Source organism: Marininema mesophilum, from assembly GCF_900106775.1.
GTDB classification, from domain to species: Bacteria; Bacillota; Bacilli; order Thermoactinomycetales; family DSM-45169; genus Marininema; species Marininema mesophilum.
Genome location: NZ_FNNQ01000003.1, coordinates 205,435 through 227,023 on the forward strand (window position 1 = coordinate 205,435; position 21,589 = coordinate 227,023).

The 21,589-nt window shown below is 45.8% G+C and carries 25 protein-coding genes and 1 riboswitch; of the genes, 22 read left to right on the plus strand and 3 right to left on the minus strand.

Features of this window, described 5'->3' with window-relative positions; translation table 11 throughout:
- The first annotated feature begins 11 nt into the window (after positions 1-11).
- The 4 genes from lgt to BLV90_RS04495 all read left to right on the plus strand — a co-directional run bounded on the left by lgt (position 12) and on the right by BLV90_RS04495 (position 2,585).
- Positions 12-920 carry a prolipoprotein diacylglyceryl transferase gene (lgt, locus tag BLV90_RS04480; RefSeq protein ID WP_091736809.1) on the plus strand — a complete coding sequence of 303 codons (909 nt, stop codon included), beginning with the start codon at positions 12-14 and terminating at the stop codon, positions 918-920.
- The gene (gene ppaX / locus BLV90_RS04485; protein WP_091736811.1) at positions 917-1,591 is read left to right on the plus strand and encodes a pyrophosphatase PpaX; all 675 of its coding nucleotides are present in this window, start codon (positions 917-919) and stop codon (positions 1,589-1,591) included. Before lgt ends, ppaX begins: the two co-directional genes overlap by 4 nt.
- Positions 1,588-2,073 carry an acyltransferase gene (locus BLV90_RS04490; RefSeq protein WP_091736813.1) on the plus strand — a complete coding sequence of 162 codons (486 nt, stop codon included), beginning with the start codon at positions 1,588-1,590 and terminating at the stop codon, positions 2,071-2,073. The genes ppaX and BLV90_RS04490 overlap by 4 nt, the downstream gene beginning before the upstream one ends.
- A 104-nt stretch (positions 2,074-2,177) precedes the next feature.
- The gene (locus BLV90_RS04495; protein WP_091736815.1) at positions 2,178-2,585 is read left to right on the plus strand and encodes a GNAT family N-acetyltransferase; all 408 of its coding nucleotides are present in this window, start codon (positions 2,178-2,180) and stop codon (positions 2,583-2,585) included.
- A gap of 65 nt (positions 2,586-2,650) precedes the next feature.
- Here BLV90_RS04495 and BLV90_RS04500 read toward each other — a convergent pair whose 3' ends face one another.
- Positions 2,651-3,736: a quinone-dependent dihydroorotate dehydrogenase gene (locus BLV90_RS04500; RefSeq protein WP_091737058.1), complete on the minus strand. Its 1,086-nt coding sequence runs from the start codon at positions 3,734-3,736 to the stop codon at positions 2,651-2,653.
- A gap of 466 nt (positions 3,737-4,202) precedes the next feature.
- Here BLV90_RS04500 and BLV90_RS04505 point away from each other — a divergent pair, with 466 nt between their 5' ends.
- Entirely contained in the window at positions 4,203-4,679 is a 477-nt protein-coding gene (locus BLV90_RS04505) for a hypothetical protein (RefSeq protein WP_091736818.1), read from the plus strand.
- A gap of 300 nt (positions 4,680-4,979) precedes the next feature.
- On the opposite strand, the gene BLV90_RS04510 is transcribed toward BLV90_RS04505, so the two are convergent.
- A complete protein-coding gene (locus BLV90_RS04510; protein WP_091736820.1) occupies positions 4,980-6,053 on the minus strand; it encodes a hypothetical protein in 1,074 nt (357 codons plus the stop codon).
- 731 nt (positions 6,054-6,784) lie between these two features.
- The gene (locus tag BLV90_RS16645) at positions 6,785-6,919 is read right to left on the minus strand and encodes a hypothetical protein (RefSeq protein ID WP_281241999.1); all 135 of its coding nucleotides are present in this window, start codon (positions 6,917-6,919) and stop codon (positions 6,785-6,787) included.
- Between the two features lie 132 nt (positions 6,920-7,051).
- Here BLV90_RS16645 and BLV90_RS04515 point away from each other — a divergent pair, with 132 nt between their 5' ends.
- From BLV90_RS04515 to kdpA, 17 genes are all read left to right on the plus strand, one after another.
- Positions 7,052-7,618 carry a non-canonical purine NTP pyrophosphatase gene (locus tag BLV90_RS04515; protein ID WP_177167893.1) on the plus strand — a complete coding sequence of 189 codons (567 nt, stop codon included), beginning with the start codon at positions 7,052-7,054 and terminating at the stop codon, positions 7,616-7,618.
- Positions 7,619-7,723: 105 nt separating this feature from the next.
- Entirely contained in the window at positions 7,724-8,884 is a 1,161-nt protein-coding gene (locus BLV90_RS04520) for an ATP phosphoribosyltransferase regulatory subunit (protein ID WP_091736826.1), read from the plus strand.
- Positions 8,877-9,527, plus strand: a complete 651-nt coding sequence (gene hisG / locus BLV90_RS04525; RefSeq protein WP_091736829.1) for an ATP phosphoribosyltransferase — start codon at positions 8,877-8,879, stop codon at positions 9,525-9,527. Before BLV90_RS04520 ends, hisG begins: the two co-directional genes overlap by 8 nt.
- The gene (hisD, locus tag BLV90_RS04530; protein ID WP_091737061.1) at positions 9,527-10,798 is read left to right on the plus strand and encodes a histidinol dehydrogenase; all 1,272 of its coding nucleotides are present in this window, start codon (positions 9,527-9,529) and stop codon (positions 10,796-10,798) included. Before hisG ends, hisD begins: the two co-directional genes overlap by 1 nt.
- A gap of 2 nt (positions 10,799-10,800) precedes the next feature.
- Entirely contained in the window at positions 10,801-11,394 is a 594-nt protein-coding gene (hisB, locus tag BLV90_RS04535; RefSeq protein WP_091736832.1) for an imidazoleglycerol-phosphate dehydratase HisB, read from the plus strand.
- A gap of 1 nt (position 11,395) precedes the next feature.
- Positions 11,396-12,022, plus strand: a complete 627-nt coding sequence (hisH, locus tag BLV90_RS04540; RefSeq protein WP_091736844.1) for an imidazole glycerol phosphate synthase subunit HisH — start codon at positions 11,396-11,398, stop codon at positions 12,020-12,022.
- Positions 12,019-12,753 carry a 1-(5-phosphoribosyl)-5-[(5-phosphoribosylamino)methylideneamino]imidazole-4-carboxamide isomerase gene (gene hisA / locus BLV90_RS04545; RefSeq protein WP_091736847.1) on the plus strand — a complete coding sequence of 245 codons (735 nt, stop codon included), beginning with the start codon at positions 12,019-12,021 and terminating at the stop codon, positions 12,751-12,753. The genes hisH and hisA overlap by 4 nt, the downstream gene beginning before the upstream one ends.
- A gap of 2 nt (positions 12,754-12,755) precedes the next feature.
- A complete protein-coding gene (gene hisF / locus BLV90_RS04550) occupies positions 12,756-13,514 on the plus strand; it encodes an imidazole glycerol phosphate synthase subunit HisF (RefSeq protein ID WP_091736850.1) in 759 nt (252 codons plus the stop codon).
- The gene (hisIE, locus tag BLV90_RS04555; protein ID WP_091736852.1) at positions 13,511-14,143 is read left to right on the plus strand and encodes a bifunctional phosphoribosyl-AMP cyclohydrolase/phosphoribosyl-ATP diphosphatase HisIE; all 633 of its coding nucleotides are present in this window, start codon (positions 13,511-13,513) and stop codon (positions 14,141-14,143) included. Before hisF ends, hisIE begins: the two co-directional genes overlap by 4 nt.
- 256 nt (positions 14,144-14,399) lie before the next feature.
- Positions 14,400-15,350, plus strand: a complete 951-nt coding sequence (locus tag BLV90_RS04560) for a ribose-phosphate diphosphokinase (RefSeq protein ID WP_091736855.1) — start codon at positions 14,400-14,402, stop codon at positions 15,348-15,350.
- A 118-nt stretch (positions 15,351-15,468) separates the two neighbouring features.
- Positions 15,469-17,208, plus strand: coding sequence for a tetratricopeptide repeat protein (locus BLV90_RS04565; protein WP_091736858.1), 1,740 nt, complete (start codon positions 15,469-15,471; stop codon positions 17,206-17,208).
- Between the two features lie 19 nt (positions 17,209-17,227).
- A complete protein-coding gene (locus BLV90_RS04570) occupies positions 17,228-17,557 on the plus strand; it encodes a thioredoxin family protein (RefSeq protein ID WP_091736873.1) in 330 nt (109 codons plus the stop codon).
- 117 nt (positions 17,558-17,674) lie between these two features.
- Entirely contained in the window at positions 17,675-18,139 is a 465-nt protein-coding gene (locus BLV90_RS04575; protein WP_177167895.1) for a CBS domain-containing protein, read from the plus strand.
- A 154-nt stretch (positions 18,140-18,293) separates the two neighbouring features.
- Positions 18,294-18,650, plus strand: coding sequence for a hypothetical protein (locus BLV90_RS04580; protein ID WP_143034996.1), 357 nt, complete (start codon positions 18,294-18,296; stop codon positions 18,648-18,650).
- A gap of 113 nt (positions 18,651-18,763) precedes the next feature.
- Positions 18,764-18,911: riboswitch (cyclic di-AMP (ydaO/yuaA leader) on the plus strand.
- A 234-nt stretch (positions 18,912-19,145) separates the two neighbouring features.
- A complete protein-coding gene (locus BLV90_RS04585; protein ID WP_091736882.1) occupies positions 19,146-19,511 on the plus strand; it encodes a Na-translocating system protein MpsC family protein in 366 nt (121 codons plus the stop codon).
- 291 nt (positions 19,512-19,802) lie between these two features.
- Positions 19,803-19,880: a K(+)-transporting ATPase subunit F gene (kdpF, locus tag BLV90_RS16810; protein WP_143034998.1), complete on the plus strand. Its 78-nt coding sequence runs from the start codon at positions 19,803-19,805 to the stop codon at positions 19,878-19,880.
- A 22-nt stretch (positions 19,881-19,902) separates the two neighbouring features.
- Positions 19,903-21,588, plus strand: coding sequence for a potassium-transporting ATPase subunit KdpA (gene kdpA, locus BLV90_RS04595; protein ID WP_091736885.1), 1,686 nt, complete (start codon positions 19,903-19,905; stop codon positions 21,586-21,588).
- Position 21,589: the final 1 nt, after the last annotated feature.

Here is a 21,589-nt window from a genome sequence, read left to right on the forward strand (position 1 = left end):
TACTATTGGTTATGAACCTGGCACAGGCGATTAATCCTGTAGCCGTTTCCCTAGGACCGATTCAGGTTCATTGGTATGGCATCATCATGGGTACTGCTGCTTTGTTAGGGCTGTGGATTGCCATGAGGGAAGGTCGACGGCATGGATTAGAGGATGAATTGTTTCTCGATATGATGATTTGGGTAATTCCAGCTGCCATTGTAGGGGCAAGGCTCTACTATGTGCTATTTGAGTGGGATTATTATTTGCAAAACCCTGGGGATATCATTGCTGTCTGGAAGGGTGGACTAGCCATCCATGGTGGATTAATAGGCGCTGTGATATCGGGTGTGTTTTTTGTGAAGAGGAAGGGGATGCCGTTCTTAAAACTGGCGGATATCGTTGCTCCAAGTATCATTTTGGGACAAGCGATTGGCCGCTGGGGGAACTTTATGAATCAGGAGGCTCATGGTGGCGAAGTGAGCCGTACCTTTCTTGAAAACCTTCACCTACCCAACTGGTTGATTGGACAGATGCAGATCCAGGGTGCCTATTATCATCCTACGTTTCTTTATGAGTCCCTATGGAACATTGTGGGCTTCCTATTATTACTGGGATTGCGCCGATTGAATCCACGTCGTGGGGAAATTTTCTTCAGTTATTTGATGTGGTATTCCATGGGACGGTTCTTTATTGAAGGGCTTCGCACCGACAGTCTTACCTTCGAGGGGCCGAGTTGGTTGGCTTCCCTGATAAATGGATTATGGTCCCCAATGAAGCTTCTCTTTGAACCAGGAGTGATGGCTTCAGGGAACATCCGCGTCGCTCAGCTGATGAGCATTGGACTGGTTGTGGCTGGTTTGGCGTTAATTATTGTTCGTCGATCACGAGGAAAAGATCGTGATCCGTATCTGTCGAAGGAAGAGAAGGTAGTGGGATGAAAGTAAAGGGATATGAGGCAGTTCTCTTTGATTTGGATGGTACATTGTTAGATACGACTCCCTTGATTCTCTCATCGTTTCGTCACACATTGGATCTCTATTGCCCAGGGCAGGTTAGCGATGAAGAAGTATTGGCTTTTATGGGAGAGCCATTGTTTGAACAGATGGCCCGCTTTGGTGGTAAAGAACGAGCGCAGGAGATGGTGGACACCTACAGAGAGCATAATATCGCGCATCATGATCAGATGGTCCGGGCATTTCCTGATGTGTTGAAAGTGATACAAACCTTGCATGAAAAAGGGATTCGTCTCGGTGTGGTTACCAATAAATACCGGGGTACAGCGGATATGGGTCTTCAATTATGCGGATTAGCCCCTTATATGGAAGTTGTCGTTTGTCTAGGGGATACAGAAGAAGCAAAGCCCCATCCTGCACCGATCCAGCTCGCTTTGGAACAGCTAGGGGTTTCGGCAGGTCACACACTGATGGTAGGGGATAGTCGCTATGATCTTCAAGCAGCGAAAAAGGCAGGAACCGTCGCAGTAGGTGTGGCTTGGACCCATCATGGTAGGGATTCATTGCTCCCCTATCAACCCGATCATATTATCGATGATATGATCGGGTTATTCTCTATCCTTGGTATAGAGGCAGAGGGGAGTAACGCAGGATGAGAAGAACAGAAGGGTATCCTGTGTCCGGTAGTAATTCCCTTTGGCAACTTTACAAGATTGTCCCCTTCTCAAAAGTGTGTCGAAATACATTAGTTGCTGTGATTGCCCGGTATACTCCTTCCTTTCCATTGAAAAATTGGATGTATCGACGACTGCTGGGGATGAAAATTGGTGAACAGACGGCACTTGCTTTTCTAGTGGTTGTTGATTTGCTATATCCAGAGCGGATTCGTATTGGTGAAAATACGATTATTGGCTATAATACGACGGTCTTGACCCATGAATACCTGGTGTCAGAATACCGCATCGGGGATGTAGAAATTGGCGATAACGTATTGGTAGGGGCTAATACGACGATTCTACCTGGTGTACGTATTGGTGATGGAGCTGTGATCGGAGCGATGTCCCTCGTCAATTGCGATATTCCAGCGGGAGCGTTTGCTGCAGGCAATCCCGTACAGGTGATTCGGGAGTGTAAATAGCAGACTTTTAGGGTGTGGTTTCTTGGATGACCGTCCTTGGTTCATATAAAACATGCTGTGCTCATCTCGATATAGATTAAAAGGATTGGTAAGGAGATGCGGAGATGAACCCATGGGAGATCCGACAAGAAGTACCGCCAATAGAAGGTTATCTTCACCTACGTAAGGTTGCTGGATTAAGTGAAAAAGAATGGGCAGCAGCTGAGATTGGCTTGGCCAACAGTTTATTTGCTGTATGTGCCTACACAGAGGGAGATAAGTTGATCGGTATGGCGCGAATTGTGGGAGATGGTGGGCTTAATTTTGAGGTTGTAGATGTGGCGGTTGATCCGAATTACCAGAGGAGGGGCATTGCTAGTGCTCTGATGACGGAGGTAATCAATTATTTGGATACCCATGCACCCAAAAGTGCTTATGTGAGCCTGATTGGCGATCTACCAGGACAAAGGTTGTACCAAAAGTTTGGCTTTCGTGATACGGCTCCTTCGATTGGTATGGCAAAGAGGTACTGACTCCGTCAATGAAGGAATAAAACACCCGCTCATCTATTTATGGATGAGCGGGTGTTTTAGTTAGATCAGTCATCTAATCCAACAGCTTCAGTAATCGACTGTAAACCATCGTTATCAAGATACTGGATCAATTCTTTGTTAATATCCCGTGCGATGGCTGGACCACGGTAAATCATTCCTGTATAGACTTGTACAAGGGAAGCGCCTGCACGAATCTTTTCATAGGCATCTTTTCCATCAAAGATCCCCCCTACTCCGATAATAGGGAGCCTTGCCTCGCTGATCCGGCGCAGGTCGTGGATAATCTCTGTGGATAGTTGAGCGAGGGGGCGGCCCGAGAGTCCTCCTGTTTCGGAATGATGCGAGCTTTTAAGGCCCTCACGTGAGAGGGTAGTATTAGTAGCAATCAAGCCGTCTATCTCCTGCTCTGTTGCAACTAGAACGATCTCTTTCAGCTGTTCCTTCGTGAGATCCGGGGCTAGTTTTAAGAAGATAGGGCGAATCTCTCCTGTTTGTTCTCGTAACTGATGCCGCTCTGTCATGATTGCTTCAAGTAAGCCGCGGAGGGAGCTCGCTTGTTGGAGATCACGAAGATTAGGCGTGTTGGGAGAGCTGATGTTAATAACGAAGTAATCCCCTTGCCGGTAGAGTTTGGATAGCCCCTTTTGGTAGTCGGAGGCTGCATCTTCCTGGGGAGTATCCTTATTTTTTCCGAGGTTAATCCCGATTGGAATTGCCGGACGAGGAAGCTCTGCAAAATGGTTGGCTGCCTCACAGATTCCACCATTATTAAAGCCCATGCGGTTGATGATGCCTTCGTCCTCAGGGAGTCTAAAGAGTCGCGGCTTTGGATTTCCGCTCTGAGGCTGAGGAGTGAGCGTGCCCACTTCAACGAAGCCAAAGCCCAGGGCGGCTAGGGCTGGATAAACCTGCGCATGTTTATCAAAGCCAGCAGCTAAACCGACAGGGTTGGAAAAAGTGAGCCCACCTAATTTGACAGTAAGACGCGGATCTCGCACCACCATTTTGCCCTCTAATGTAGAGAGAGCACCGGGTATGCGTTGTGCCCGTAAAAGATTCTTAATGGTCCATTCATGGGCTTGTTCTGCATCCATCTTGAATAGCATGTTTTTTACAAAGGGGTATACCATGGGTGTGTCCTTTCCGTATAAGCGTTCTTCCTCGTAGGATACCACAATTTCGCCATTATTTTCGATGAAAAGCAATGTAAGTGTGAATTCGTATGAAAAATGCCTTTTAGAGAGGGCTTCTTCTATCATAGTAGCGGGGCTTTGTTATGGTTATGAAAGTAAACGGGAGTATGTGTATGTGATTCCATACAAGGTAGATTTACCCTTATACTCAAAAAAAGAGGGCCTATTAAGGCCCAATAAACTTTGGGGCCATTTCTAAGCATTTGGAGACTTTGACTCCGCCGAATCGTTGCCATACGTGTTTTTGTTTGTCTGAAATGAAATATTTTCCTTAATTAATGTCACTTTACCATCTTACAAAAATGTAAGGTTCATGTAAGGTAAATCCATAGTAAGTGACTCATTCAATCAGTAGACTCTGACAAGAAGGCATACCAAACAATATCAGGAGTGATTGATAATCATGCAACACGCACGACGTATTCTACCCATTATGACCGCCTTTGCGCTCTTTTTCACCCTCGCCACCCCAGCAGCCTTTGCAAGTGGAAGTGATGGCAAAACAGCTAAAGGGAAAACCACTTACCAGGTCGATGGAACAGCTAAAGGGAAAAAAACATTCCACCTCGTTTTGAAAAAAGTCCAAAAAGCAGCGGGTAAGCAAAAAGCTTATAAAGCAAAAGGAAAATGGACGATCAATGTAGGTAAAGCATACAACTTACCGCCACTTTATAGTCACACCTCAAAAAAATTAACAGGTAATGAGTACTTTCATTTCGCCTCTAAAAAATTGAAACTATCCCCTGGAAAAAAGTACGAGGTGTATGGAGAATTTGATGGAACCGTTCATGGGAAGAAAGTTGTTAAAGGAGTCTTATTTAAGATCCAAGTAACTAAAAACCACAACATGAAGGTAATAAAGAAGCGCTTGTACTTCTAGAGGCCACCATACCCAAAGAAAAAAACACCGTTTGTAAATATTTTCGAAATGATTAACCGACACCTTAGACTAGAGGGTCGGTTAATCGTATCTCCCGAGTAGCGAGATTAGATCCCGCTACTCTATTTTTATGGTTTGAAAGCCCTATCTAAATACCCTAACCGCATATTTAAAATCGCTTGGCACTATTTTAAAAGAACACCCCCCTTTTCAATAAAGAAAAGGGGGGTGTTGATGGTCTAATAAAAGCTTCTGGAAAGAAGATCTTTCTGTTAGAGTCATGCTACCTGTTTTTCGAAATTATTGATGGGAGCCTGGTGTTACGGGATAGTACATTTCTACTTCGTTATATTTAGATGAAGGAGAAGCCAATCCTTTTAATTCAGGAGCCTCTTCCATCAATTTTTTCAACCCATCTCCAGGTACAAGGGTATACTTGGATGTTAACTGATACGCTGCCCCTCTAAAGACGTCATATTTATAATCTGGATTATTAACTGGTCCAATAGAAAAATCTGTCCCTACGGTTTTTTCATCCGTGATTACAATATTTTCTTGAAAGGTCTCTGATAGAGATGCACTCATTTCAGTAGTAACTTTTCCTCCAAGACTAAATGCTTTACCATCTCCGATTTGAAGTCCAGCTTCAGCAGTTATTTTAGATCCAATTGTTGATGTAAAGCTTTGTATTTGCCATGTTTGTACTCCCGATTTAACCGATTCATTAAATCCCCAATTTCCTGTTTTAGCCGGTGTGCCTGTTCTAATTAATTCAAATTGTGTCTCTCTTTTTAGCTTGGATGTTCCATCAAAAGCTTTACTCCAAGCATAATCTGGTCCATATTGTTCTACCATCCATTCTTCGCCATTCTGAGCCCTTTCGCTATTAGCAGCATCATCAGGATATATTTTAAGTGTCTCAGGATCATAGGCTCCAATTTCTATTTGTCCATCGGTTTTTTTTTCTAAATAAAATTTACCCTTTTTCCCTCCCTCTCCCGCATCACCTGGTAGAAATCTCTCACCTTCAAAATATATGATCTCTCCTATATCCCCCGATTGAGTTATCGTATTTCCTGTTTGCGGTGCAGGAGCATAGGGATCTTCTGGTAACTTAGGGTATGCTTCTGCATACGGACTACTATCATCTTCAGCTGACATAGGTGTTTTACTATCACTTTTTTGTTTATTACTATCACTATATACCGGTGTTTTCTTACCGTCTTTTACTAAGTACCCTTGAATATACTTTTTGGGTGCCTTCTCCTCACTTTTTTGTGCAGCAAAGGCTTTAGAGCTCGCCCCGGCACTCACACTAGCAGCAAGAAGTAAAGCAAACGCACCAGTAAACACTTTTCTTTTTACGTTATTCATTTTTTCTCTCTCCCCTTTTTTTATTTTTGTACTCCTTGTCTTACAAAAATAAAGTTAATGGATTACGGAATAATTTTCAATCTGTAAGTAATGGTTTTCTAGGCAATATATGCGTTAGGTTCCATAAAAGGTATATTTGCCCTTTTGATCCAAAAAAAGAAGGCCTTGATAAGGCCCATTAAAGGAGGCCTGAAAAGGCCCATTGGAGTACACAATAAAATAAAGGGATAAAAACTGACAAAGAAAAAGATAACATTTACCGTGTGCACTATGCAAGTGGTAAATTTTTCAATTTGCAACCCTGTAATGAGTAAATATGCAAAACAAACTCATACAAAAAAAGCGACCCTCTGGCCACTTGATTACTGATTTTCCAATAAGTCGTCGGCCACTTTCCGAATCCTTGACTGAAGATCTGGCCAATCTGTCATTTCATTTGCGATGTCTAACAGCTCGTAAGAGCTTACAAAGGCTGTTTGCTGGAGCTGATCTCACAACTTTTGTTCTTTGTTACCAGGATACCCATGAATAAAAGGGGCTGTTTTTTGTAAGGGAAGGAGAACGATCTGATCCCATGTGTTCGCTTGAAAAAGGCCAAAATCCCTTATAATACAAGGGTTTGCGGCCTTTTTGCATAAAAGATGAATTGGAAAAGGAGAGGATACGTAACGGAGTGGTACCGAGGAATAAAGTCCTGAAATCCTTTATATAACTGGGATTATGCCATGGGATTAAGCTAAAAATCCGATTAATAAACATAGCAAGCCAAGAACGATCAGTTCTAACCCCATGGTCTTACCACGGATCCTGGTAATTAAGCCTATGATCCCCAGGCCGATACCGACAATGGTAAATAGGGATTGCAAGTCGGATGACCTCCTTTTTGATAATGTTCTCTTTTTTTCACTCGTTGATAATGAATTAAACCAAGTAATGATATCTTCGTATTCTAGAGATGCACCGGGTATAATGAAACGAGAGAAATGGAGGGAAGTGAAGTGATCCTGCCCTTTGCTACAACCAACGACGATAAATTAAAAGAAGCAGAACGTGTACTAAAACCCCATGGGATCGAGGTCACTCCGCTAAGGCTCACCTTGATGGAACCAGATACGGGAAGTATTGAGGCGGTGGCGTGGGAGAAGTTAAAGCAAGTCTGTGAACTAGGATATGAGCGAGTGATGGTGGATGATGCAGGAATCTTTTTTGCCGCCTATCCTCATTTTCCTGGAATTTTGACCAAGCGGGTCTTTGATCGCATTGGATATAAAGGAATACTAAAACTATTGGAAGGGGAGAGTAGGCAAGCCTGGTTTGAAGGGGCGATGGGTGTCATATGGGATGGTGAAAGGGCAGTTTTTTCTGCCAAGACCCCAGGTAGACTCCTGGGAAAAGTTCCCCAAAATATGCCGGATGAGCCGGGATTTCCTTTTAATCGAATCTTTGTGCCAGATGGTGAAACCCGTACCTTTGCCCAGATGTCCCTGGAAGAACGGGAGGCATATTCTTACCGGGGACAGGTGTTACATAGGATAGCAAGCTGGCTAATCAACCAGGGAATATGATTGACGGTCAATCAACGGGGTGTTACACTACTAGGAAAATGCCTAATCCTTCATTTCATTAGCGAACTAAAGTAAATGTGAAGGTAAGCATGAGGAGTGGAACGGATGTCCAACATACGTACATTTGAAAAACCGACGGGCGTCCGTGATCTACCGCCGGATATAACCGCTAAGAAACGGTGGGTAGAAGCCCGTGTGGAAGCATGCTTCCGTCGGTGGGGATATCGTGAAGTAGTAACCCCAACCTTAGAGTATTTTGAGACGGTAGGTGGCGCTAGTGCCATTGCAGAAGATAAACTCTTTAAGTTATTAGATAAACAGGGACAGACATTAGTTCTTCGTCCAGATCATACCGCGCCGATTGCGCGTGTTGTGGCCTCTCTTCTGCGGGATGAACCTGTTCCTATGCGTCTTCATTATCATGGGAATGTTTTCCGAGCACAGGATAGGGAAGCAGGAAGGTTTGCCGAGTTTCATCAGTCTGGTGTAGAGCTGGTAGGCGGTGCATCCCCAGAAGCGGATGCTGAGATCATCGCATTAGCGGTGGAGTCGCTCCGAGAGTTAGGCATCACCCCGATTCAAGTGGCAGTAGGCCATATTGATCTGTTGGATGCACTTTTACTTGAGCAGACGGGATCAAGTGATTCAGTTGCGAAGTTGAAAGAGAGCCTTGGGGCGCGAAACATTGTGTCCTACCGCGAGAACGTTAAAGAGTTGAATATCCCTTCAACCAATCGGGAAAAGCTTCTACAACTGCTTCGATTCCGTGGCGGTTATCAGGTGTTGTCAGAGCTAGAAGCGACGACATCCTGTGAACGTGCCTTGGAAAGGATCAATCACCTTCGTGCTATATGGACAGCCTTGGAGGATTGGGGCGTAGCTGAGTATGTCATTTTTGATCTTTCATTAGTGGGAAGCTTAGATTACTATACAGGCATTTATTTTGAAGGATATGGAGCAGAAGGATATTACCTTCTCTCTGGAGGTCGCTACGATCATTTATTAGAACGCTTTGATCGGGACAATCCCGCTCGTGGATTCGCTTTGAAAACGGATCGCCTTATTATGGCGAGTCCTGGTGGATTGATGGAGGAAGAACGGATAGCCCTTGTGTATCCCGAAGAGTTGCGCCGAGCAGCTTTTCAAAGGGCTCATGAATTACGAAATCAAGGTAAAGTGGTTGGCCTCTATAAGGAAGAGGAAATGGATTCCTCTGCCCAGGATTATGATCGTGTGCTTCATGTGGGGGAGGGATTTGATGGCTGAGCGAACACCACTAACGATTGCGATGCCGAAGGGGCGGATTTTTGGGGAGGCATTAGAACTCCTAAAAGCGGCCGGATTGAATGTGCCGACTGATCTGACAGAGGACTCACGGAAGCTAACTGTAGAAGTACCTGGTGAGAAGATCTCCTTCTTAATGGTGAAACCGATGGATGTACCTACCTATGTGGAACACGGTGTTGCTGATCTTGGTGTTGTAGGGAAGGATGTCCTGATGGAAGAGGAACGGGATGTTCATGAGCTACTCGATCTTAAGATTAGCCCCTGCCGAATCTCAGTTGCGGGGATGCCGGACTGGACTCCTGTTGCTAACCCAAAGGTAGCTAGTAAATATCCGCGCATCGCCAATCGTTGGTTTATGGAGCAAAGACAGCAGGTACAGGTGATTCACTTAAATGGTTCCGTAGAATTGGCACCACTCATCGGGCTGGCAGATCGTATTGTCGATATTGTATCCAGTGGTCGCACATTGCAGGAGAATGGCCTCATTGAATTAGAGGAAATCACCCAAATCACCTCTCGCTTGATTGCTAACCGGGCAAGTTATCGGTTAAAAAATGAAGGGATCGATGCAATCGTGGAGGGACTCGCCCATGTGGTCGGGCAGGAAGGAGAAAAGCGATGATTGCCATCGTGAAAGCCGCAGAGTTATTTACCCGCCGGGAGGAAGAGGCTGTTAGTCCAAAGCAAGAACGGGCTGTACAAGAGATTCTCTCCCGTGTAAAGAGAGAAGGAGATACGGCTGTACGAGAGCTGACAGCCCGATTGGATGGTGTAGAGCTGGCCCAATTCCAAGTGAAGGAATCGGAAATCGACGCGGCAGTGGCAACGATATCCCCTGGGGCGAAGGAAGCATTAGCCCTTGCGGCTAGACGGATTCGAAGCTACCACGAGCGGCAAAAAAGCAACTCCTGGATAGAAGCTGAGGAGGATGGCACGGTTTTAGGTCAGTTAGTCCGCCCCTTGGCACGGGTAGGACTTTATGTGCCGGGGGGACGCGCAGCCTATCCCTCTACTGTGCTGATGACCGCCATTCCTGCATCGGTCGCGGGTACAGAAGAAGTGGTCATGGTGACACCGCCTGGTCCTGACGGAGAGGTACCAGCCATCACTTTGGCTGCAGCGCGTGAGGCAGGGGTGACACGGGTATTTAAAATGGGGGGAGCACAGGCAGTAGCGGCCCTTGCATATGGAACCGAGAGTATTCCCCAGGTGGATAAGATCGTGGGCCCAGGAAATATCTATGTCGCCCTTGCAAAACGGATGGTGTATGGACAGGTGGATATTGATGCGATTGCAGGGCCGAGTGAAATTGTGGTGATCGCGGATGAGAATGCCGATCCTGTCTATATTGCGGCAGATCTACTCTCCCAGGCTGAACATGACCCGATGGCCTCCGCCGTTTTGCTCACCCCATCGGCTTCCTTAGCTGAAGGAGTGACCAATGAGCTTCAGCGTCAATGTGAAGCTTTGCCTCGTGCAGAGATTGCTGCTGCGTCATTACTTAACCATGGTGCTCTTTGTATAACACGAGATTTGGCAGAAGCGATAGAACTGGCCAATCGCTTGGCTCCAGAGCATCTGGAGCTGATGGTAGAGGATCCTTGGCTCTGGGTGGGTCAAATAAAGAATGCGGGGGCCCTTTTTCTTGGCCCATGGAGCCCAGAAGCGGTGGGAGATTATCTGGCGGGACCGAATCACGTATTGCCGACCAATGGGACAGCTCGATTTTTTTCAGCCCTTTCCGTTGATGATTTTTCCAAGAAGACGAGCTTAATTTCCTATAGTCAAAGGGCGTTACTTCGTGATGGCCCTGGGGTGATTACCCTTGCTGAAGCCGAGGGTCTTCAGGGGCATGCAGCATCCATTCGAGCACGTATTGAGAAGGAGGAGTAGGTATGAGTCACCACCGAAGCGGGAGTATCCAACGTACAACGAAAGAGACCAACATTCAGTTGAACATCCAGTTAGATGGTCAAGGTGAAACGGAGCTCTCCACGGGGGTGCCTTTCTTGGAGCATATGCTGGATTTATTTGCGAAACATGGCTTATTTGATTTGAAGGTGGTCGCCCAGGGAGATAATGAGATCGATGATCATCATACTGTGGAGGATATTGCGATTTGTCTTGGGCAGGCGATCCGAGAAGCCTTGGGCGATAAAAAAGGAATTCGTCGCTATGGGGATGCTTGGGTACCGATGGATGATGCCCTCGGTCAAGTGATATTGGATCTTTCCAATCGGCCTCATTTGGAATTTAGCGCTGAGTTTCCACGAGAGAAGGTAGGAAACTTTGATACGGAACTGGTGCATGAATTTTTCTGGAAACTTGCCTTGGAGGCAAGAATGAATCTGCATGTTATTCTTCATTATGGACGGAACACCCATCATATGATTGAAGTTCTCTTCAAGGCGTTGGGAAGAGCGTTAGATACAGCGATTCAAATTGATCCGCGGGTAAAATCAGTTCCATCTTCCAAGGGAGTGTTATAACATGATCGCCATTATCGACTACGGTGTAGGTAATTTATATAGTGTCAGTCAAGCATTACAGCGAATGGGATACGAATACACCATTACAGCAGATGAAGAGACGATCCGAGCTGCCGATGGTGTCATTTTGCCCGGTGTAGGCACTTTTGGCGATGCGATGTTGGAGCTGAAGCGACGGGATTTAGTCGATGTGATTCGCGATATTGCTCTTTGTGAGGGAAAGCCACTCCTTGGAATCTGTCTGGGTATGCAACTCCTTTTTACGAGTAGTGATGAACACGGATATCATCAGGGGCTACATCTCTTGTCGGGCCATGTGAAACGGTTTTCTGGAGACTTTAACATTCCCCATATAGGATGGAACGATCTACGCTTCCATAGTCCGCACCCCTTATTAAAGAGTGTGGAAGAGGGGGCTGTCTATTTTGTGCACTCGTATCATGTCTTCCCCGATAATCCAGATGATATCTTGGCAGTAACGGACTACTACGGGGATGTGACAGCCATTGTCGGGCGAAATCAGATATATGGCATGCAGTTTCACCCAGAAAAAAGTGGAGATACCGGGCAACGCTTGTTGGAGAACTTTGCTCGCCTATGCTGTAAAACGGAGGTGCCAATAGGATGAGCTTTGTCGTCTATCCAGCTATTGATTTGCGTGGAGGAAAATGTGTCCGTCTATATCAAGGTGATTATGAAGCAGAGACGGTATATGACGAGGACCCTCTTACTGTTGCCCGTCGATGGGTTAATGAAGGAGCCGAGTGGCTCCATGTGGTTGATCTAGATGGTGCTCGTTCCGGTGATCCCATTCACCTACCCGTGATCCGAGAAATTACCCGTACCTTACAAATTCCTGTGCAAATGGGCGGTGGTGTACGGGATATGGCAAGGTTGGAGGAGCTTCTAGAGTGGGGCGTATCCCGTGTCATTATCGGCTCAGCGGCTATTGACGATCCCGAGTTTGTGAAAGCGGCGTTAGGTTCCTACGGAGATAGAGTGGCCCTTGGGTTAGATGCCTGGGATGGTCGTGTAGCTACCCATGGATGGCAAGAGAATTCAGGGGTGCTGGTAGAGGATCTAGCTAAGGAGATGGTAGCCTTTGGCGCGGAGACCTTCATCTTTACCGATATCTCCCGGGATGGTACCTTACATGGCCCCAACATTCCCGCGGTACGAAACCTCGCCTTCGCCTCAGGTAAAAGGGTGATTGCTTCAGGTGGAGTCCATTCGGTGGCGGACATTCAGGAGCTCGCACGTCATCAAGACGAAGGGGTAACGGGTGTGATTGTTGGGAAGGCCCTCTATACGGCGAATGTAGATTTAGCAGAGGCTCTGGCTAGGTTGAAGGAGGAATAGGATTGATTAGGAAACGGATTATCCCGTGTTTGGATGTAAAGGATGGCCGAGTTGTGAAGGGCGTCTCCTTTCTCAATCTGAGGGATGCAGGTGATCCTGTAGAATTGGCTACTCAGTATGATCAATCCGGGGCGGATGAGGTTGTTTTCTTGGATATCTCTGCTTCCCAGGAGGGGCGAGGAACCATGATTGAGGTGGTCCGTCAAGCTGCTGGTCAGTTGCGCATTCCCTTCACTGTAGGTGGGGGGATACGTGATCCTGAGGATATGTTTCAACTGCTTCGGGCAGGGGCGGACAAGGTATCGGTAAATACAGCGGCCATCCTTGACCCCTCACTGATTGCGGCAGGGGCACGCCGATTTGGGAATCAATGTATCGTTGTAGCGATTGATGCCCGCTGGGAGGAAGATGAGGATGATTGGTTTGTCTATACCCATGGCGGTCGCAAGAAAACGGGATTGCGTGTGGTCGATTGGGCCCAGGAGGCGGTCAGCCTTGGTGCTGGAGAAATCCTTCTTACCAGTATGGATCAGGATGGGCAGAAAAATGGGTTTGATATTCCTCTTACCCAGGCAGTTACATCTGCTGTTCGTGTACCTGTGATTGCTTCAGGTGGAGCGGGTACAGAGGAGGATTTTGTAGAGGTGTTCCAAGAGACGCCTGTTGAGGCTGCACTGGCGGCATCGATTTTTCACTATCGAGAAATCAGCCTAGAGGATCTAAAAGCCACTTTGCGAGAAGAGGGGGTACATGTACGATGATTGAAAGTGAGGCTCTTACCCTCGATTGGGAGCTCCTTCGTTTTGATACCAATGGACTAATTCCAGCAATTATACAAGATGCGACGAGTAAGGAAGTACTAACCCTGGCGTATATGAATAAAGATTCTATAATAAAAACCCTAGAGACGAGAGAAACCTGGTTTTGGAGTCGCTCTCGGCAAGAGTTATGGAATAAAGGTGCTACATCGGGGAACCGTCAGCATGTCGTCTCCATTGGTGCGGACTGTGATCAGGATGCGTTATTAGTTCGGGTGCAACCTAAGGGTCCTGCTTGTCATACAGGAAAGACCTCTTGTTTTCCTGAGGGAACTGGATTAACGGATCGATACGCGATTTTTAATGAACTAGAGACGGTAATTGCCTCACGCGAAGCAGAACGTCCTAAGGACTCTTATACCACCTACCTTTTTAATGAAGGGGTAGATAAAATTTTAAAGAAGATCGGAGAAGAGGCTGGTGAAGTGATTATCGCAGCCAAAAATCGTTCCCATGAAGAGCTTACCTGGGAAACCGCTGATCTTCTTTTTCATCTCCTGGTCCTTTTGCGAGAACAAAAGCTTCCATGGGATGCTGTATTAGCCGAATTAAAAAAACGACATGGCCAATAAGAAGGGGCTGATTCAAAGAAGGCAAGGGCCTTGTTGGAATCAGCCTCTTCTTAGCCTTTCGAAAAATTTCGATGAATCGTGTAGGAATCAGTCACAAAATGTGGCCTTTCCTCGTTGAATCCATTGAGGGCCGTTGACGTGTAGTCCTATATATTCGTACAATATAGGAAAACACAGGAATTTGGGCCCTATATCCGGAAAGGGTAAAAGAGCTTTTCTTATAATTAAGGGTGTGCTACCCGGTAAGGGGGATCTGATGCATTCCAAAGGATTCATGCTCTTTTCAGGAACGTCTAACAGGAGCTTGGCGGAGAAAATCGCTAAAGAATTGAGGATGCACCTTGGGAAGGTGCACATCAGTCGCTTCCAAAGTGGAGAGATTTATATCCACTATGAAGAGAGTGTGCGAAATGCGGATGTATACCTTGTTCAGTCCCTCTTCCAGCCGGTCAATGACCACCTGATGGAAACGCTCTTCATGGTCGATGCGGCTCGAAGAGCTTCGGCACGCAGTGTAACGGTGGTGTTACCTTACTTTTGCTATGCGCGTCAAGAAAAAAAGGACGCACCCCGGGAACCGATTTCAGCTAAGGTGGTAGCGGACCTTCTTCATACGGTCGGGGTAGATCGTGTAATTACCCTGGATCTACATGCACCAGCTATCCAAGGATTTTTCCATATTCCTGTGGATCATCTGACTGCTCTGGATCAGATTACTGAATATCTAGCAAATAAAGAAATAGTGAACCCGGTGGTTGTCTCCCCAGATGCAGGTCGTGTCAAAATGGCAGAGAAGCTGGCATCATACTTAGATACTCCCTTTGCTATCATGATGAAGCGTCGCCCTGTTCACAACGAAGCAAGCGTAACCCATATTATTGGGGAAGTGGCTGGACGTACCCCTATTATTATTGAAGACATCATCGATACAGGTGGGACGATTGTTAGTGTGATCGAAGGTTTATTGGAAAAAGGGGCAAAAGAGGCGTATGTTTGTGCCACCCATGCTGTTTTGTCTGGGGACGGACTGCAGAAGCTAAACCACCCTGGAATCCGAGAAGTGTTATTCACGGATTCGATTCCTCTTCAACCAGGGTCCACCAGTGATCGAATCCATGTCATCTCCGTTGCTTCGTTGTTATCAAAAGCGATTCAATTGATTCAAGAGGGTGGATCGATTAGTACGTTGTTTCGCGCAGGAATGTGACTGCTAAAGGCGGGTATCGCCTCGAACCATGAGAGAATAGGTAATCTTCTTGAAGTGTGATATACTTTTTTCGATATTGAGAAGAGTAGCTTCAATACCCTGATGGGTGGGGAATACGATGAAAAAACCTCAATGGGGTGCCAAGAATTTGAAGAGAGAGCATAACGTAGTCCGATTACGACTAGACGCCGGCTTCTTTTTTGAGCGGGCAGTACGCTCCTTGGACCGGCATCGTTACGATAAAGCATTAAAATATTTTCGTCTCGCTGTAGAAAAGGAACCGGATAATCCAGTCAATCTTTGCAACCTTGCCGGAATCCTTTCTGAAATGGGTCATTTTGAAGAATCGAATGAAGTGTTGCAACGCGTTTTAGAGCAAGTGGATCCCGATCTTAGTGAATGTTGGTTTTATATGGCGAATAATGCAGCCAATATGGACGATTTTGATACAGCAGAGGATCATCTGATCCGTTATTTAGAAGAGGAGCCAGGGGGAGAATTTGCTCAAGAGGCGGTAGAGATGCTGGATATGCTCGCCTATGAATTGGGAAGACCTCCTAGAAAGCCAGAACACAAGCCAAAGAAAGAATGGCTACGGCGTCATGAAGAGGCTCGTATTCAATTGGAATCTGGCCGCTTTTTACAGGCGACGGATACACTGGAAAAATTAGTTGCGGAGTATCCTGACTTCTCTGCGGCGCGAAATAACTTAGCTCTTGCCTATTACTATACAGGTGAGCTGGATAAAGCGAAAAAAGTGATTGGTGAAGTCCTTGAAGAAGATCCATCCAATCTTCATGCACTCTGTAACCTTGCGGTGTTAGCTCAGCATAACGGGGAGCGTGAAGATCGAGATAAACTGGTGACGACACTAAAAAAGTGGCTTCCTTACCATATGGAACATACGTATAAGTTAGGAACGACGATGGGGATTCTGGGGGAACATGATATCGCTTATCAATTGTTTCGTAGGATTCTCAAGCTGGAAAAAGATCCACAAGCAAGTCTGTGTCACTATGTAGCGGCGGCTGCATTTAATACGAAACGATTTTTGGAAGCTCGGAAGTATTGGCGAATGGCGAAAGATCTAGACCCTTCCTCAAAAGTTCCTGCCTTTTTTCTCAATCAAATGGATAGTTGGAAGGGGGCGCCCCCTCCTCATCTCCCAACGGTGAGCTATCATTATCAACTTCCCTTTGAGGAGCAATTTTCGCAACTGGGCCAACAGGTAGAAAAAATCCCTGAACAGATTAAACAAAATCCGCTGATTCGCTCCTCCTTTTTCTGGGCACTCAACCACGGAGATTTTGATACCAAGGTACAGGTAATCCAAGTGTTGGAGTGGATCGCGGATCGCGAAACTGAGGAAGTCCTTAAAAACTTCTTGATGCGTAAGGAAGAAGAGGATGAATTAAAGCGGATGACCTTGTATGTTCTAAAGCGAATAGGAGCAGAGGTTCCCTTTCGAGCCATTTTAGAGGGACGTGAAGTGATGATTCATCCGAGTGAACTGTCACAAGAGATGCCCTCTTGGTTGGAGAATTGGGAACGTGTACTCGAGTGTTGTCTTGCAGGGATGAGTGGTCAATACGAGAGTGCTCATATGAACGATGCTCAGGTTATCTGGGCAGATTTCCTCCGGCAGAATCATCCTAGTCTCCCGGAAATACGAAAAGTGGAGGGCTGGGCAGCGGCTTTGGAGTATGTGGTTGCGAAGTTACACGGGCTTTCTCTTACTCAGAAAAGCGTTGCTCGCAAACATGAAGTTTCCTCCTCCACCGTAGGACGCCACGTTCGTTTGATAGAACAGGCGTGTAACGTAAAAGGAAACTCTCAATTCTCATGGCGCTCACCGTAGTGCCGAGGAGGAAGAGACGATGGAGAGACTGGATCAATCGACCTTCAAACCCTTTATCTCAGAAGGTGTTAAGCTGGTAGAATTTAGTGCTAGTTGGTGTTTTGATTGTAAGCGTATCGCGTTCTCTATGCCGGAATGGGAAGATCGTTATGGCTCCCATTTTCACTTCGGTGAATTGGATGTGGATGAGTCCCGTAAGATTGCTGAGGAATTTCATGTGAAAGGAGTTCCTACCTTTATCTTATTTCGTGATGGTGTGGAGGAATTTCGTTTGGCAAGTAAGGAAGCGAAGAAGGATGAGAATGTGATTCGCTTTTTTGATGAGGTGTCTGCAGCTCCCCTCCCTTGAGGGGATTTTTCATGGGAGCAGTCACGTTTTGCTAGACTGGTTTATGGGGATATCCATTATGGGCAGGGAACCCTTCACATTCACCATTCATTATGAATGCAAAGGATTGGATCCATCATGAACAATCAGAAAGTATCCTTGTTTGATGAAGAGATTTCATCGCTGGTCATTCCAGCAAATCAGGTAATTGTCGTTGAACCCGATTGGACGTTGGAAAGGGCCCTGATCGTCTTGACGCGAAAAGGGTATGCTTCGGTACCTGTTATCGATAGTGAAGGAAAGGTCGAAGGGGTTGTAAGCAAAACTCATATCCTGGATTATATGCTGACTAGAAATGATTTTCAATTTGCGAAACTATCCCATTCTCAGGTGAAAGATGTCATGAATCAAAACCATTCGGGGATTCTCGCTAACTCCATATTCTCCTTTGCCTTTGATGTCTTGATCGACCGCCCTTATATCCCAGTCATCGATCTTGAGAATCGCTTTGAAGGTATTCTGACAAGGAAAGTCTTGATGGAGAAAGTGACAGAGGACTTTCAACAAAAATTTATCGAACATGAACGCCAGAAGAATAGTTGACGATCTTGCGCTAGAGATGTATGATTACCGCAATTACTAAGCAGGTAGAAGTTCCGTACCGGGAAGAGACGGACCTTAAGACCAGCTAACCCGTGTGATAAACACTGGATGAGCTGGTCTTTGTTGTATTCGTTGAAGAAAGGCAGGAATACTCGTGCTCGTTATTCAGAGAGAGTTGGGGAGCAATCTATTGGAGTATAGTGCTTGGGAAAAGGCAGACTCTATTAGCCATATGAAAGTGAAGAGAATCGGCCATTTTCTCTATGGATTAATTGGAACTAGAAGAATGAGTCCAAACTCTCCGGATGAAGATGAACCTGTATGGGGAGAGGAATGGGAGAACGAATGGTTAACTGATCAGTATCAACTAGCCTATCAGTTGATCCAAGGAAAATATCCCCATCTACTAGATAAAATAATGGTGTACAGGCATGGTGGTATCATTGTGGAAACACGGATAAATCATCAAGCCGATGAAGCGGATCATGTGATCCGCTCCCTGAAGAAGTAATCCCCTATCTACCTTTATTTAAAGGTAAATGTCAGGAACGTAAAAAAAGTATTGACGGGATTAATTATCGGGAGTATGATATCTCCATCGACTGAAAGACAATTATATGTTGCACCATTCAATCGCTGAATCCAACGGGTCCCGTTGGAGCGGGGGAACCATTTAAGTGGGGTGAATCCTGGATGATAGTCCAGGTAGGGTGAACTCTTCACAACCATCCGAATCCGTCAGCTAACCTCGTAAGCGTTATGAAGAGGAGTGGTGGTTTATTTTGCATGGCCAAAAGCCGTCGAAGTATAACCACTTCGGCGGTTTTTCTATTTGAAAATGAGTCAACCATGGCAGATTCGACGTAAAGCGTAGGTTTTATGCTGGACGTAGAATAAGCGGTGGATAGATCAGGTTATTAATACACAAGCATCTGGATAAAACCTGGTTTGTCGACGGCTGTTTGCTTTACGTAAATTTAGATCACCGATTGGAAGGTGGAACATCATGGCTGGGACTTTGAAAGAACCTAGAATAAGTAAAGGTGTTCAAGAAGCCAAGGTATGTGAACTTTTTACTCGAGTCCATAAAGAGCTTGTTGGCAAAGGAACCAGACAGGTTCGATGCCGCATTAGCGAAGGTCTATTAATCGTAGAACAGGAAGGGGTCCTAACTAAAGAGGAGGAAAGCATGCTCCGTTTTGATGAAAGGGGTCATCTCATTCGCGAGATTCGTTCTAATCTGTACGAAATGGTCCGTAGCTACTTGGAGGAGGAAATGAAGGAGATCGTTGGTTATCCTCTTCAATTTATAGGATTTGATGTCCGACCAATGACTGGTGAGATTCGCGTTACCTACTCATTGATTCATTGACTCAACGTAACATGATAGAAAATAAGAGCGGTAGAACCTCCTGCAACAGCGATGCTGAGGCAGAGATTAGACCAACACTCTTTGGATGATGGAGATCAGTGAGCGTATCCATCTATGAGTTTATCCAAAGGTAGTGTTGGTATTTTTATTTTTTGGCACATGTGTGTTTTGCGAAAAGGGGTTGGAGCTGATGATGGATGTATGGATGATACTAGTACTGATAGCCTCATTTGCTACGTTTTACGCTTTTGCGCGATGGTGTAATGGATTAGATCAGGAGGGTGAGAAGTGATGATCCTTGTTCTTGGTATAGCGATTGCCGTGTTTGTTTATTTGATATATGCACTGATATACCCGGAAAAATTTTGATGGATAGTAGGAGGAGAGGAATGTGGGAAGCGCACTGATTCAATATACCGTAATTATCATCTTATTGATCTTGATTGCAATTCCACTTGGGAGATATATCGCCAGCATATTTTCCAATGAGAATCATAGGACGGATCGTTTTTTCCTTCCTATGGAAAAAGTCATCTTTCGCTTAAGTGGCATCGATAACCGGTTAGAAATGACCTGGTGGGAATATGTAAAAGCTCTTTTGCTGGTCAATGGTATCTTGTTGGGGTTTGCGTATCTGATCTTGCGTTTTCAGGGAGGGCTACCCCTTAACCCCAATGGGATTACCAATATGGATCCCACATCGGTTTTTAATACAGCCATAAGCTTTATGACGAATACAGATCTGCAACATTATAGTGGGGAGTCAGGACTTAGCAACTTGTCGCAGATTATTGTGATTACCATGATGATGTTTACCTCCTCTGTGACAGGGTTGTCTGTTGCGATGGCGTTTATTCGAGGAATCACTCGGAAGGGGAAGACAATCGGTAACTTTTTTCAAGATTTTGTGCGTGGGCACATTCGTTTGATGCTTCCCCTTGCGATTCTCTTAACCTTGATGCTAGTAGCAGCAGGAGTGCCCCAAACCCTGGATGCCAATACTACGGTCCAAACTCTGGAGGGAGCAAAGCAGGTCATTGCTCGAGGGCCAGTAGCGTCCCTTGAATCGATTAAACATTTAGGGACCAATGGTGGTGGATTCTTTGGAGCTAACTCAGCCCATCCCTTTGAAAACCCTACCGCATTAACCAACATCCTTGAAATTCTTGCGATGTGGAGTATCCCTGCGGCGATGCCCATTGCTTATGGACGAATAGCGAAAAATCCTAAACAGGGATGGGTTATTTTCGGTGGTATGATGGCAATTTTTCTGATGATGTTGTTAACCGTCCATCTCGCTGAAAGTGCAGGAAATCCGGCATTGGTTGAACGGGGATTCGATTCTTCTCAAGGAAGTATGGAAGGGAAGGAGACACGTTTTGGGATATCCATGTCTGCTATATTCACTGCCGTTACTACAGCAGCTACAACAGGGACGGTCAATAATATGCACGATACGCTGACCCCCATTGGAGGCATGGTTCCCCTCATGTTGATGATGTTTAACACCGTTTTTGGCGGTGAGGGAGTTGGGTTTGTCAATATGATGATGTATGCGTTACTAGGCGTATTTATCGCAGGGCTGATGGTGGGTCGGACACCGGAGTTCCTCGGCAAAAAAATCGAATCTCGTGAAATGAAATTTATTGTATTGGCTCTCTTGTCCCATCCGCTCGCGATATTGATCCCGACAGCGATTGCGTTTCTTACTCCGCTGGGGATGGGTGCCATTAGTAATGAGGGATTTCATGGGATTACCCAGGTGCTATATGAATTCACCTCCTCCTCGGCCAATAATGGATCAGGCTTTGAAGGATTGGGAGATGCAACTCCCTTTTGGAATATCTCAACAGGGGTGGTGATGCTGATCGGACGGTATATCTCGATCATTGCCCTGTTGGCGGTAGCGGGTTCCCTGGCTAATAAACAACCCGTTCCTGAGACAATCGGTACCCTCCGGACGGATAATGCTACTTTTGGCGTCGTCCTCACAGGTACAGTGCTACTCATCGGAGCACTCACCTTTTTACCCGTGTTAGTACTAGGCCCGATTGCAGAGTTTTTGTCGATAGGATAAA